Origin of the sequence: Pseudarthrobacter sp. SL88 (genome assembly GCF_026672455.1) — a bacterium.
In the GTDB taxonomy this organism is placed as follows: Bacteria; Actinomycetota; Actinomycetes; order Actinomycetales; family Micrococcaceae; genus Arthrobacter.
The window spans coordinates 3,688,031-3,700,748 of record NZ_JAPPRD010000001.1; the positions used below are offsets into that span (position 1 = coordinate 3,688,031).

The following is a 12,718-nucleotide window of genomic DNA, read 5'->3' on the forward strand; positions in this document are numbered from 1 at the left end:
TGATGGAATGGCGGTATGACCCTGGACCACGGCGCGCCTGGTACGTTGCCGGCTGCGATCAAAGGCGCCCTGGACGTTTCCCTCGACGAGGGCGGAATGTCGGTCAGGCGCCTACCGGCCTGGACGCAGGCCCAGTTCGGCGGCGACGTGCCGCTGGCCAAAGCCAACTCCACCCCCTCCGGGGTGCGGCTGGAATTCCTTACAGACGCGGCCTGGCTCGAACTCGATCTCACGTTCACCCGGGAATCCGCGGCCTGGCGCTGGCGTCCGCTCCAGGCAGCCGTGATCAGCCTGACCACCTCGGATGGCCATGCCGAAAGCAGGGACTTCCACGAGGGGGACGTCCTGGAAACCTTTCCGGACGGGTCCGGCACCCTCGCCCCGGGAGCCCCGTCCACGGCACGATTCGAGATACCGGGGCCGCGGCAGGAGCGCACAGTCACCCTGTGGCTCCCGCACCGGGGAAGCGCCCGGATCCACGGCATCCGTTCCGAAAGGCCAGTGCAGCAAGCGGCGCGCACCGGTCCCCGCTGGGTCCACTACGGAAGCTCCATCAGCCAGTCCTCGCACGCCGAGGCACCGCTCGGGGTGTGGCCCGTCATTGCCGCCCGCAACCTCGGCCTGGACCTTTACAACCTGGGGCTTGCAGGCTCCGCCCACCTTGACCAGTTCGTGGCCCGGACCATCCGCGACCAGCCCGCCCACCTCATCACACTGAAGGTGGGCATCAACATCATCAACAGCGCCAGCCTCCGCCGGCGCACGTTTGCACCGGCCCTCCACGGATTCCTGGACACCGTGCGGGACGGCCACCCTGAAACCCCGCTGGTCCTGATATCGCCCATCTTCTGCCCAGAGCATGAGGACGCCCCCGGCCCCTCACGGCTGGTGGACGGGAAGTTCCTGGCCACCGACGTTCCCCGCAAGCCCGGCGACGGACTGCTGACCCTCCGCGACGCCAGGAGCATCCTGGCGGAGGCCGTCAGCGAACGCTGCACGTCCGATCCGAATCTGCATTACCTGGACGGGCTGCGGCTTTTCGGGTCCGCCGACGCACATCTCCTCCCGGACCGCCTGCATCCGGACGCCGAGGGTTACGGGCTGATCGGCGAACGGTTCACGGCTATTGCGGCAGGCAGCCCGTGGCTTGCCCCGGCAGCCCAGGCGCGCGTCAGAAGCTAGTTCGCAGGACCGTGCCGTGAAGGTTCTGACCGGCGAACAAGCCCGGGACCGGCGCCACAACGGGCAAACAAAAACGGGCCGGAAGCTCCACGCTTCCGGCCCGCTGAATGGGTGGGCCCTGTGGGGCTCGAACCCACGACCCACGGATTAAAAGTCCGATGCTCTACCAACTGAGCTAAAGGCCCCAGCCGGCTGGTCAACGCTGCAGTCTGCCACGTTCGCCATCCCGGCCCATCCATTTCTGGACGTTAATACTCTAACCCATGGTTCCGGCGCCTCCGCACGCAGTCCGGACGCCGCCGTCGGGCGTTCCACGTCGGAACCGGCACCCGCTTTCCTGCCCGGTCCTGCGCCTGCTCCGCATGCTCGATTCAGGCACGGCACAGGAGTAGCGTGGGGGCATGAGCGAGCAAGCAGGATCCAAGCCATACGGCGGCGCGAACCGGCACCACAAGCCCAAGCCTTTCGCCCCCATCGACTTCGAGCCCTTCGCCGGCGGCGCCGACCCCGCCCGGGTGTCCGAGGCCGCGCACCTCGCCGCGCAGGCCCTGGTGCGGCATGGCCGCGACAGCGACGATCCCGTCATCACCGAGCGCCTGGTGCGGCTCGCGGACGAACAGGGCCTCGAAGCCATCGCGGAGATGTGGGCCGAAAGCCCGGCCCGCTCGCTGCCGGGCGCACTCTGGCGGCTCTACGCCCTGCGTGCCGCCACCGTCCAGGACCCCGAGCGCATCTCCGTCTACTTCCGGGCAGGCAAAGACACCGCGCAGGTGTCCAACGTGGTTGCCGGCGTCGCAGAGCCGCCGGGGGCGGATGAAATGCGGACCATGGCGGACGCCGTCCTCTCGGGCGCGTTCGACGGCGAGTTCGACGTCGCGCTGGAACGTTCCGCGGCTTTCTGCCGCGTGGTGGCGCTCGGCCAGGTGACGCTCGCCGACGGCGCCGAGCACGCCAACGAGGCCCATGCCAGCCGACTGACCCGCAACTCGCACCAGCTGGTAAAGACCGCTGAGGACCTGGAACACGCCGCCAACGCGTGGCGCCTGGGTGAACTCGACTGAATCCCCCTGCCCAAGCACTGCCAACTGTCAAGATTGACTTGGGCGAAGCATCGTAGAAGACTGAAATCGGTGCCGAACCGCGAAACCCCCGGGCTTCAACACTCAGCCGCCTAGAGCGGCCTACCGCCGAGAGGCGTATCCGGTTCGGCACCATTTTTCTGCCCGTTTTACCGTCCGCCCATTTCAGGCCCGCAGTGACGGGCCGGTAGAGTTAGCGTCAGTTGCGCGCCCGGGTCAAGTCACGGCGGCAATCCCCCGCCTTGAACTTTTCCCGGAGACCGGTAACCACGTGAAGCAGTTGCGTCTATTTCCCCAGGAGCCCGCCGGGCTGAAACTCCTCTCCCAGATGGCGCAGCAGATTGTCCTGGCCAGCGGCACCCTGGCGGAAATCCTCGGAGTCTCGGCCGCGGACCACGCCAAGCTCGTGGAGGACATGCACAACCATGACGCAAAATCCTCCGAGCTGCACTATGCCCTGCTGACCCACATGCGGACCAGCTTCGTGAACCCGCTCCCCCGCGAGGACATGTACACCCTGTCCCGCTACCTCAACGAAGCCATGGAAAAGATGGACGCCGCGGCCGAACTGGTTGCGCTGTACAAGCTCGAGCGGCTTCCCAAGCGCGCCGCGGACCAGCTGGAGATCATCAGCAGGCAGGCTGAACTGACCGTGGACGCCATGCGCCGGCTGAATAACCTGGACGACCTCGAGGACTACTGGATCGAGATCCTCCGCCTCACCAAACGGGCCGAGCGCACGCACCGGGTGTGGGTGGCGGACATGATCTCGGACATGAAGTGGGCCCAGTACTCCCGCAACCGGGACGTGGCCAACCAGCTGGTGGAGGTCACCAAGGACATGCGGCGCATCGCCACGCAAGGTGGGCAGCATCATCGTCAAGGAATCGTGAGGTGACGGCAGTCTTTTTCGGCGCGGTGGTGCTCCTCACCGCCGCGTTTGCCTTCCTCAACGGCTTCCGGGACGTCTCACTCTCCACGGCCCTGCCCGTCCGCAACCGGGCACTCACGCCCAGCGTGGCGGTCCTGCTGGCCGCCTTCTTCAACTTTGTGGGCGCGCTCCTGAGCGCCACCCTGGCCGTTGCCGTCAGCCAGACATGGATCAGCCTGCCCTCCGGCACCGACGGCCTGACCATCCTCGTTTCCGGCCTTCTCAGCGCCTGCGCCTGGGGCCTGCTGATGTGGTGGCGGGGCATACCCGTCCCGTCGACGCACACCCTGGTGGGCGGCCTGGCCGGCGCCGGTCTGGCCAGCCTCGCGGTCGGCGGAACCGGGGTGGGCGGGGCAGACCAGTCGCTCCTCCTGCAGGTGGTCCTGCCACTGCTGCTCTCCCCCTTGGTGGCGTACAGCGGCGCGTTCCTGCTGGTGTATCCGGCCACGTGGGCCGCCCGCCATACCCAGCCGAGTGTGGTGAACCAGCGCTTCCGCCGCAGCCAGGCCATCGCCGCCGGCGCGGTGGCATTCGGCCACGGCCTGCAGGACGGCCAGCGGGTCAGCGCCGTGCTGTTGCTCGCCCTGCTCGCGGCAGGATATTCCGACGGCGGGAGCATCCCCGTGTGGGTTGTCCTCCTGTCTGCGGTGATGATTACCGCCGGGACCCTGTTTGGCGGCTGGCGGATATCCCACACCATCGGCTACAAGCTCACCCGGGTGGATCCACTGCGCGGTTCAGTGGCCCAGATCTACAGCGCCCTCATGCTGTTTGTGGGGGCACTGGCACTGCACTGGCCCCTGTCCACCACCCACACCGTCACCGCGGCGGTCCTGGGAGCCGGCGAGAACCAGCACTTCTCCGTCACCAACCGGAAGCTGGTGATCCGCATCGTGGGGCTCTGGATCCTCACCCCGGTGGCCACGGCGGCACTCGCCTTCGTGCTGGCGCTGGCCCTGTCCGCGGCAGGCTGAGCGCCCCATTTTCCTGTACAGTCCCCGCGCCGGTGACGTACATTCGAATGACGTCCCCCAGGGCTGGGTGCCGGGGATGCGTCCGGCGCCCCGTGCAACCGCCGGATTAGCGCCGCTGCTGCAACCGGCGGCATGGATGCACATCGCGGAAAAGAGCAGGCATCATGTCTACTTCCAATCCCCGGCGCCCGCTGCCCCAGCCACGGCAGCTCGGCTGCGCGACCTGCGGCACGGAAAACCACGTGACTATCCACGCGATCACGGCCCTGGACCCCGGCGGCGGGGACCTGGTGACGGTGTCCTACACCTGCGATGACTGCAGGCAGTTCCAGGAGCATCTGGCCTGCGCCACGGACGTGGCCGCTGCCCTCCACCAGGTGCGCTCCATGACGCAGGTGATCATGTTCGGCGATGACTACGTCCACTGCGGCTACCCCATGGACGAAGCCGGGTTCGAGATCGAACGGCTGGGCTACCGGAACCGCGTGGCGGGAGGCGGGTTCAACGCCGTCTGCCTTCCCACCAGGGTCCTGCGGTGCCGGTGCGGTTTCCAGCTGGAAGTCCCCGAGTAGGCGGGCCTGGGGAAGCAGCGCCTGCGGTCCCCTTTTCCGAGGCTGCCGGATTTACCCGAAGCGGCCGGAGACGTAATCCTCGGTGGCCTTCTCCACGGGGTTGCTGAAGATGGTGTGGGTGTCGCCAAACTCGATCAGCTTGCCGGGCTTGCCGGTACCGGCGATGTTGAAGAACGCGGTCTTGTCAGAGACGCGCGCGGCCTGCTGCATGTTGTGGGTCACGATCACCACGGTGTACTGGTCCTTGAGCTCGTTGATGAGGTCCTCAATGGCCAGCGTGGAAATGGGATCCAGGGCGGAGCAGGGCTCGTCCATGAGGATGACCTGCGGCTCCACTGCGATGGCACGGGCGATGCAGAGGCGCTGCTGCTGTCCGCCGGAGAGGCCGGAGCCGGGCTTGTCCAGGCGGTCCTTGACCTCGTTCCACAGGTTGGCGCCCTTCAGTGAGCGTTCCACCAGGACATCGGCTTCGCCCTTGGAGATCTTCTTGTTGTTCAGCTTCACGCCGGCCAGCACGTTGTCCCGGATGGACATGGTGGGGAACGGGTTGGGGCGCTGGAACACCATGCCGATCTGTGAGCGGACCGTTACGGGGTCCACTCCGTTGCCGTACAGGTTGTCACCGTCGAGGAGGACCTCGCCCTCCACGCGGGCGCCGGGGATTACCTCGTGCATGCGGTTCAGGGTCCGCAGGAACGTGGACTTACCACAACCGGACGGGCCGATGAACGCGGTGACGGACTTGGCCTCGATGTTGATGCTGACGTCTTCCACGGCGAGGAAGTCGCCGTAGTAAACGTTCAGGTCCTTGACGTCGATGCGCTTAGACATGGTGTTCCTTCACTAACTGGGGATGAATTGAAGTCTGGCATCCGGCCTGCGGGACCGGAAGGGGCTGCGGCTCAGCGGCCCGCTTTGGGGGCGAAGATCCTGGCGATCAGCCGTGCCGCGAGGTTGAGGATCATCACCAGGATGATCAGCACCAGCGCCGCGCCCCAAGCCCGCTCGGACGACGGGTCCGGGTTGGCGGGCGAGGTGGGGTTGAGGATCTGGGTGTAGATAAAGGTGGGCAGCGAGGCCATCCAGCCGCCGAAGACGTTGGAGTTGATGCTGGTGGCAAAGCCTGCGGTGACCAGGATGGGCGCTGTTTCGCCGATCACCCGGGCGATGGCCAGGGTGACGCCGGACGCGATGCCGGAGATCGCCGTCGGGATGACCACCTTGAGGATGGTGCGCCACTTCCGCACACCCAGGGCGTAGGCGGCCTCGCGGAGCTCGTTGGGGACGATCTTCAGCATTTCCTCGCTGGAGCGGACCACCACCGGAATCATGAGGACGGACAGCGCGACGGCGGCCACTGCACCGGTCTTGGTTCCCGGGCCCACCACTGCGAAGAAGAAGGCCGCTGCGAAGAGACCGGCCACGATGGACGGGATGCCGGTCATGACGTCCACGAAGAAGGTGATGGCCCGGGCCAGGCGGCCGTCGTTGCCGTACTCCACGAGGTAGATGGCGGTCAGCAGGCCCACCGGCACGGAGATGACGGTGGCCAGGAGGGTGATCTGCACGGTGCCCAGGAGCGCGTGGTAGATGCCGCCCAGGACGGGGGCACCCTCTTCAACGGCCCGGTTGTCGTAGACGCCGGTGACGCCGTTCATGGAACTGCTGAGGAAGCCGGGGTTCAGGAGCCCGGGCACGCCGTTGACCAGCACGGTCCAGATCACGGAGACGAGCGGAAGCAGCGCCACGAGGAAGGAGCCCACCACCAGGCAGGTGGCCAGCCGGTCCTTGGCCTTGCGGGACCCTTCCACGGCGGCGCTCCAGGATACGAGTCCGACGGCGAACAGCAGCGCCGAGACGAGGCCCCACCCGAAGGCGTTGAAGCCAATGAGCGCCAGGATGGCGGCGCCCACGATCAGGGCGGCGGCCAGGACAATGTACGGGGCGTACTTGGGCAGCTGGCCCTTGGTCAGTGCAGAGCGCTTGCTGCGCACCGGGGTAAGCGTGGAGGTCATTTAGTTGGCTCCCGAGAATTCTTTGTGCCGGGTGATGATCCAGCGAGCAATCATGTTGACGGCCAGGGTGATGACGAACAGGACCAGGCCTGCGGCAATCAGCGTGCTCACCTTCAGCCCGCTGGCCTCCGGGAAGTTCAGGGCGATCTCTGCGGCGATGGTCTGGTTGCCGGACTGGATCAGGCTGGCGGTCAGCGCACCGGAGGACAGCACCAGGGCCACGGCCATGGTTTCGCCGAGCGCACGTCCAAGGCCGAGCATGACGGCGCTGATGATGCCGGGCCGGGCAAAGGGCAGGACCGACATCTTGATCATTTCCCAGCGCGTGGCGCCGAGGGCCAGGGCGGCTTCCTCATGCAGTTTGGGGGTCTGCAGGAAGATTTCGCGGGACAGCGAGGTGATGATGGGCAGCACCATCACGGACAGGACGATGCCCGCCGTCAGGATGGTCTTGCCGGTGGCGGAGGCGGGTCCCTGGAAGATGGGCAGCCAGCCCATGTTGTCCGCCAGCCAGTTGTAGGCCGGGGAGATCTCCCGGGCCAGGAACGTTGCGCCCCAGGCACCGTAGACCACTGACGGGATGGCGGCCAGCAGGTCAACCACGTAACCCAGGCCGGCGGCCAGGCCGCGCGGGGCGAAGTGCGAGATGAACAGTGCAACGCCGATGGCGATGGGCGTGGCGATCACCAGCGCGATGACGGCCGCGATCAGCGTGCCGATCACGATGGGCCAGATGTAGGCGAAGAAGCCTGCCCCGCCCTGGATTTCGGCGGCCGGTGCGGTGAGCGCCGGGATGGCCTGGACCACCAGGAAGAGCGCGACGCCGAACAGGACGGCAAGGATGAGGCAGCCGGCGGCGAGCGCGGCGCCCCGAGAAGATTTTGTCCCCGGTGCGGCCGGCGCCCTGGGTGCTGGTCAGGGAGGTGGCGGTCATTCGACGGCCCTTCGATCGTTAACTGGCACGAAAAAGATTGCTGCGTCCAAGCCGAAGTTCCCCGCTTGCCTCTCGGCAGGCGGGGAACCCGGTTTTGGTGCGGCTGCTAGGACTTGACCTTGATGGAGTCAATGGCCTTCTGGGCCTTCTCCGCGAGGGAGGAGGACAGCGGGGCGGACTTCGCGGAGTCGGCGGCGGCCTGCTGGCCTGCGTCGGAGACTACGTAGTTCTCGAAGGCCTTGACCAGGTCAACGGTCTCCTGCTTGTCGTAGGCGCTGCAGACCACGTGGTAGGAAACCAGAACCACCGGGTAGGCGCCGGCGGCGGTGGTCTTGCGGTCCAGCTTGATGGAAACGTCGTTGGCGGAGCGGCCATCAACGGGCTTGCCGGCTTCAACAGCCTTGGCGGCGGCGTCGGCGGAGATCTTGACGAACTCCTCGCCCACCTTGATGGAGGCGGTGCCGAGCTTGCCGCCCACAGCGGAGTCGTCAGCGTAGGTCACGGCGCCGGGAGTGTCGGTAACGGTCTTGACCACACCGGAAGTGCCCTTGGCGTTCTCGCCCTGGAGGCTGGCGGGCCAGACGCCGGAGGACTTGTCCGTCCAGACCTCGGGGGCAGCGGAGGCCAGGTAGTCGGTGAAGTTCGTGGTGGTGCCGGAGTCGTCAGAGCGGTTCACCGGGGTGACCTTCAGGTCCGGCAGGCTGACGCCCTCGTTCAGGGCGGCGATGGCGGGATCGTTCCAATTGGTGATCTGGCCGCGGAAGATCTTGGCAACCGTGGTGGCGTCCAGCTTCAGCTCGGTGACGTTGGGGATATTGAACGCAACGGCGATGGGCGAGATGTACACCGGGATGTTGATGGCGCCGTCGGGGCCGCATACGGTCTTGGAGCTTTCGAGCTCCTCATCCTTGAGGTATGCGTCGGAGCCGGCAAACTGGGCCGAGCCGTCGATGATGGCCTTGCGTCCCGCGCCGGAACCGTCCGGGGAGTACTGCACGGTGGCGCCCTGGTTGGCGGAGGCGAAGCCTGCCTTCCACGCGTCCATGGCTGCGCCGGTGGAGGAGGCGCCGATGCCGGTGAGGGTGCCCGTGACCTTGGGGCCGGAGGAAGTCTGGTTGCCGGCAGGCGTGGTGCCCGTGGCGTTGTCTGAACCGCAGGCGGTAAGCGCGAGTGCGCCGGCTGCGATAACAGCGATAGCCGCGTGGCGGCCGAAGCGGAGTGCCTTCACTAGGTGTACCCCTTCCAGGGATATTCAGTGCGGGCAGGGACGGGGAACCCTGCTGCGCGATGCGTACGTTCTGTACCTTCAATGAAGTTATGGGCCGCAGGTAACGGGATGGGCTGCCCAAAGTGAACGGGACCTTAACGACGGCGGGACTTTGGTTAACACTTGCCGGGTCACCATTGCGCAGATCACATTCGCCGCCGTAGTGCAGCTGCGCGCGCCGGAACCGGCCCGGGCAGCAAATAGACTTGACGCCATGGCCCCCGCAGCAGGACTTTCAGCAAGCCGGCACTTCCTGCACGGCCGCTTCCGCACCGGGATGATCCGGAGCCGCAATTCCCTGGTTCCGGCCATCCAGATGACGGTCTGCGCGGTGGGTGCCTACGCGTTCGCCGAATATGTGCTGGGCCACTCCGGGCCGCTGTTCGCCGCCACATCGTCGCTGATTGCGCTGGGGTTCTCGCGGGAGCCGCGGCTGCGCCGGGTGCTGGAGGTGGGCCTGGGATGCACCATCGGCATCGCGGTGGGCGACCTGCTCCTGCACTGGCTGGGCAGCGGAATCTGGCAGGCCGCCGTCGTGCTCCTTTTCTCCATCCTGCTGGCCCGTTTCCTGGACAGCGGCAATATCTTCACCACCCAACTGGCTCTGCAATCGCTGCTGGTGGTGCTGCTGCCGGCGCCGTCCGGCGGGCCGTTCACCCGCAGTATTGACGCCGTGGTGGGCGGATTGTGCGCCCTGCTGGTGACCATCCTGATGCCCAAGGATCCCCGACGGGAGCCCCGGAAGGACGTCCAGAACCTGCTCCATGAACTGGCGGAAGTGCTGCGCGAGTGCGCGGAGGCGTTGGCGCACAGCGACTCCACCAAGGCATGGCACGCCCTGGTCCGCGGCCGGAACTGCCAGCCGTTGGTGGACGGGATGCGGCACTCGCTGCGGGCCTCCAATGAGGTGGCCCGCCTGGCGCCCGCCTACCGGCGGCACCGGGACGAACTGGACCGGCTCAAGGAATCCCTCGATTTCATCGACCTGGCTTTGCGCAACAGTCGCGTGTTCGCGCGGCGGCTCACCAGCGCAATCAACCATGCGGCACTCTCCGACGACGCCACCGAGAACATCGCCGAAGTGCTGCAGGAGACCGCTGGCGCGATTGAGGAATTGTCGCTGGGCCTCGCGGAAACGCACGACGGCGTCCGGCGCGCCCACCTGCGCACGGCACGGAACGACCTCAGCGAGATCGCCCTGCGGCTGCACCCGAAGCTGCTCGAGGTGCAGCGGTTGGAGGGCGAAACAGTGGTGATGCTGTTCCGGCCGCTGATGGTGGACCTGCTCGAAGCCACCGGCATGGATGCCCAGGAGGCCCGGGACGTGCTGCCGGCGCTGTAGCTCTGCCGCCCGCAGGCCGGCGGGGGTGGAAGGCCGATGTCGGTGCCCGCCAGTAGGGTTGGAAGCATGGCAACAAAGACTTCCCGGGCTTCCAAGGCGCCCGCGTACAAATGCGCCGAATGCGGCTGGACCACCGTCAAGTGGGTGGGGCGCTGCGGCGAGTGCCAGGCGTGGGGCACCGTTGAGGAAACGGGCACGGCCGTTGCACGTACCACCGCGGCCACCACCGTTGCGGAGCCTGCACGGCGGATTGCCGAGGTGGACGCCACCACGGCGGCTTTCCTGCCCACGGGCGCGGCCGAGCTGGACCGCGTGCTGGGCGGCGGCCTGGTCCCGGGTGCCGTCATCCTGCTGGCCGGCGAACCCGGCGTCGGGAAATCCACCCTGCTGCTGGACGTGGCCGCGAAGTTCGCCCGGACGGCACAGGATGTCCTGTACGTGACCGGAGAGGAATCCGCCGCGCAGGTGAAGCTCCGTGCGGAACGTATCGACGCCGTCGCCGAATCCCTGTACCTGTCCGCGGAAACGGATCTCGGCCAGGCGCTGGGCCAGGTTGAGAAAATTGAACCGCGGCTCCTGATCGTGGACTCCGTCCAGACGCTCAGCAGCGCCGATGTGGACGGCAGCGCCGGTGGCGTCTCCCAGGTCCGGGAGGTGGCAGCCTCCATCATCGCCGCGGCCAAGCGGCGCAACATGACCACCCTCCTGGTGGGCCACGTGACCAAGGACGGGTCCATCGCCGGGCCCCGCCTGCTGGAGCACCTGGTCGACGTCGTCTGCCAGTTCGAGGGCGAGCGGCACTCCCGGCTGCGGCTGCTCCGGGCCGTCAAGAACCGCTACGGGCCCACGGACGACGTCGGCTGTTTCGACCTGAACGAGAACGGTATTGAAGGGCTCACCGATCCCAGCGGGCTGTTCGTCAGCCGCACCAAGGATCCCGTCTCCGGCACCTGCATCACCGTGACCATGGAGGGGCGCCGTCCGCTGCTGGCCGAGGTGCAGTCGCTGCTGGCCGAAAGCCCCAACTCCCAGCCGCGGCGGGCCACCAGCGGCCTGGACAGCTCCCGGGTGTCCATGCTCCTGGCCGTGCTGCAGCAGCGCGCCGGAACGCAACTGCACAAGGATGATTCCTACGTGGCAACGGTGGGCGGCGTGAAGCTCAGCGAGCCCGCTACGGACCTGGCCGTCGCCCTGGCCGTGGCCTCGGCCAAGGCCCGCAAGCCGCTGCCGGTCCGGCTCATCGCCTTCGGCGAGGTGGGCCTGGCCGGTGAGGTCCGGCCGGTGCCCGGCATCAACCAGCGGATCCAGGAAGCCCACCGGCTGGGGTTCACCCATGCGGTGGTCCCTGCCAGCCATACAGGGCCCGGGCCGGTTCCTGCCGGTTTCTCGGTTCGCGAGGTGGAGCACCTGACCGAGGCGCTGAGCCTGCTGATCGGCTGAACGCCCGCCGGCTGAGGGGTGGTGCGGCGCCCAACCGCCGGAAGTCCCGGGTCAGCTGGCCGGAGCTGTGTCCCCGTCAGGGGTGCTGCGGAAGCTGGTCGGGATCGTCCCGGTGGGAGCTGAACAGCCAGCTGGAGACATCGCTTCGCAGCACCAAAAGGGGGCCGCCGGTAGAGCTGACGTTTCCCGTAGGCACGTAGTAGCCCCTGCCGGAGCCAGGCCCGCCCGCCGCACGGTCCAGGGCGTCCTGGAGATGGCGGGGCAGGTGGCCCTGCGGCCCCAGGCGGTGAAGCTCATCAAGTTCTTCCGGCGTGAGCCGTCCCATAACCTCAGCGATGTTGGCCATGATGGTCCCTTCGAGCAGAGTGCCTGAAGGAATAACCTAAAGCAGTGCCGTGAACTGCGGGTTAACGCCGGACGGCAGTTTTCCACTTTTGATTCGACCTTGGAGGGCAGATGCCGGTTCGTAGCGCGGGACTCCTGCTGTACCGGCAGGACACGGACAGCACCGGCTCAAATCCGGGGCTCCACGTGTGGATCGCCCACATGGGCGGACCGTTCTGGGCACGGAAGGACTCCCATGCCTGGTCCATTCCCAAGGGTGAGTACGGTGACGGCGAGGTCCCGCTCGAAGCGGCCCTGCGGGAATTTGCCGAGGAGATGGGTGTAGCCGCTCCCGCCGCCGAGTACAGGCTGCTGGGTGAGTTCCGGCAGTCCAGCGGAAAGGTCATTACCGTGTTCACGGCGGAACAGGATTTTCAGCCCGAAAGTATCGTCAGCAACACGTTTCCGCTCGAATGGCCCAAGGGGTCCGGACGTATCCAGCACTTTCCCGAGATCGACGACGCCCGATGGTTTCCGGTGCCGGCCGCACGGGACAAACTCGTCAAAGGCCAGATTCCCGTGCTGGACGCGCTGCTGAAGGAGCTCGGCGCTGCCGAATGATGGCAGCATGCGAAAAGCCGGTGGTCCGTGAAAGGAC

At 67.0% G+C, this 12,718-nt stretch carries 11 protein-coding genes, 1 tRNA gene and 2 pseudogenes; 8 read left to right on the forward strand and 6 right to left on the reverse strand.

Annotated elements, in window-relative coordinates:
* Window positions 1-15 precede the first annotated feature (15 nt).
* Window positions 16-1,182: a GDSL-type esterase/lipase family protein gene (locus OVA06_RS16700; RefSeq protein WP_268159836.1), complete on the forward strand. Its 1,167-nt coding sequence runs from the start codon at window positions 16-18 to the stop codon at window positions 1,180-1,182.
* A 112-nt stretch (window positions 1,183-1,294) separates the two neighbouring features.
* On the opposite strand, the gene OVA06_RS16705 is transcribed toward OVA06_RS16700, so the two are convergent.
* A tRNA-Lys gene (locus tag OVA06_RS16705) sits at window positions 1,295-1,367 on the reverse strand.
* Between the two features lie 216 nt (window positions 1,368-1,583).
* Between OVA06_RS16705 and OVA06_RS16710 the strand changes: the two genes are divergently transcribed.
* The 4 genes and pseudogenes from OVA06_RS16710 (at window position 1,584) to OVA06_RS16725 (ending at window position 4,738) form a co-directional block, all read left to right on the forward strand.
* Window positions 1,584-2,243 carry a hypothetical protein gene (locus OVA06_RS16710; RefSeq protein WP_056082820.1) on the forward strand — a complete coding sequence of 220 codons (660 nt, stop codon included), beginning with the start codon at window positions 1,584-1,586 and terminating at the stop codon, window positions 2,241-2,243.
* A gap of 346 nt (window positions 2,244-2,589) precedes the next feature.
* A pseudogene (locus OVA06_RS16715) lies at window positions 2,590-3,154 on the forward strand (DUF47 domain-containing protein).
* Between the two features lies 1 nt (window position 3,155).
* The gene (locus OVA06_RS16720; protein WP_056082822.1) at window positions 3,156-4,166 is read left to right on the forward strand and encodes an inorganic phosphate transporter; all 1,011 of its coding nucleotides are present in this window, start codon (window positions 3,156-3,158) and stop codon (window positions 4,164-4,166) included.
* Between the two features lie 164 nt (window positions 4,167-4,330).
* On the forward strand, window positions 4,331-4,738 hold the full coding sequence (locus tag OVA06_RS16725; protein WP_268159839.1) for a hypothetical protein: 408 nt from the start codon (window positions 4,331-4,333) through the stop codon (window positions 4,736-4,738).
* Window positions 4,739-4,789: 51 nt separating this feature from the next.
* Here OVA06_RS16725 and pstB read toward each other — a convergent pair whose 3' ends face one another.
* The 4 genes and pseudogenes from pstB to pstS form a co-directional block, all read right to left on the reverse strand.
* Window positions 4,790-5,569 carry a phosphate ABC transporter ATP-binding protein PstB gene (gene pstB / locus OVA06_RS16730; RefSeq protein WP_015935591.1) on the reverse strand — a complete coding sequence of 260 codons (780 nt, stop codon included), beginning with the start codon at window positions 5,567-5,569 and terminating at the stop codon, window positions 4,790-4,792.
* A 71-nt stretch (window positions 5,570-5,640) separates the two neighbouring features.
* Window positions 5,641-6,753 (reverse strand): phosphate ABC transporter permease PstA, encoded by a 1,113-nt coding sequence (gene pstA, locus OVA06_RS16735; protein ID WP_056082829.1) that lies wholly within the window; start codon window positions 6,751-6,753, stop codon window positions 5,641-5,643.
* Window positions 6,754-7,687: pseudogene (gene pstC / locus OVA06_RS16740) on the reverse strand (phosphate ABC transporter permease subunit PstC).
* Between the two features lie 106 nt (window positions 7,688-7,793).
* On the reverse strand, window positions 7,794-8,915 hold the full coding sequence (gene pstS / locus OVA06_RS16745; protein WP_261618567.1) for a phosphate ABC transporter substrate-binding protein PstS: 1,122 nt from the start codon (window positions 8,913-8,915) through the stop codon (window positions 7,794-7,796).
* Between the two features lie 253 nt (window positions 8,916-9,168).
* Here pstS and OVA06_RS16750 point away from each other — a divergent pair, with 253 nt between their 5' ends.
* The gene (locus OVA06_RS16750) at window positions 9,169-10,296 is read left to right on the forward strand and encodes an FUSC family protein (protein ID WP_056082838.1); all 1,128 of its coding nucleotides are present in this window, start codon (window positions 9,169-9,171) and stop codon (window positions 10,294-10,296) included.
* Between the two features lie 66 nt (window positions 10,297-10,362).
* Window positions 10,363-11,736, forward strand: a complete 1,374-nt coding sequence (radA, locus tag OVA06_RS16755) for a DNA repair protein RadA (RefSeq protein ID WP_268159844.1) — start codon at window positions 10,363-10,365, stop codon at window positions 11,734-11,736.
* Between the two features lie 76 nt (window positions 11,737-11,812).
* Here radA and OVA06_RS16760 read toward each other — a convergent pair whose 3' ends face one another.
* Window positions 11,813-12,082, reverse strand: coding sequence for a hypothetical protein (locus OVA06_RS16760; protein ID WP_015935585.1), 270 nt, complete (start codon window positions 12,080-12,082; stop codon window positions 11,813-11,815).
* 110 nt (window positions 12,083-12,192) lie between these two features.
* Here OVA06_RS16760 and OVA06_RS16765 point away from each other — a divergent pair, with 110 nt between their 5' ends.
* Entirely contained in the window at window positions 12,193-12,681 is a 489-nt protein-coding gene (locus tag OVA06_RS16765; RefSeq protein WP_056082844.1) for an NUDIX domain-containing protein, read from the forward strand.
* Window positions 12,682-12,718 lie beyond the last annotated feature (37 nt).

Coding starts and splice junctions, on each gene's coding strand:
- OVA06_RS16700 (WP_268159836.1), top strand. CDS start 16: ATGACCCTGGACCACGGCGCGCCTGGTACGTTGCCGGCTGCGATCAAA.
- radA (WP_268159844.1), top strand. CDS start 10,363: ATGGCAACAAAGACTTCCCGGGCTTCCAAGGCGCCCGCGTACAAATGC.
- OVA06_RS16765 (WP_056082844.1), top strand. CDS start 12,193: ATGCCGGTTCGTAGCGCGGGACTCCTGCTGTACCGGCAGGACACGGAC.
- OVA06_RS16750 (WP_056082838.1), top strand. CDS start 9,169: ATGGCCCCCGCAGCAGGACTTTCAGCAAGCCGGCACTTCCTGCACGGC.
- OVA06_RS16760 (WP_015935585.1), bottom strand. CDS start 12,082: ATGGCCAACATCGCTGAGGTTATGGGACGGCTCACGCCGGAAGAACTT.
- pstA (WP_056082829.1), bottom strand. CDS start 6,753: ATGACCTCCACGCTTACCCCGGTGCGCAGCAAGCGCTCTGCACTGACC.
- pstB (WP_015935591.1), bottom strand. CDS start 5,569: ATGTCTAAGCGCATCGACGTCAAGGACCTGAACGTTTACTACGGCGAC.
- OVA06_RS16725 (WP_268159839.1), top strand. CDS start 4,331: ATGTCTACTTCCAATCCCCGGCGCCCGCTGCCCCAGCCACGGCAGCTC.
- OVA06_RS16710 (WP_056082820.1), top strand. CDS start 1,584: ATGAGCGAGCAAGCAGGATCCAAGCCATACGGCGGCGCGAACCGGCAC.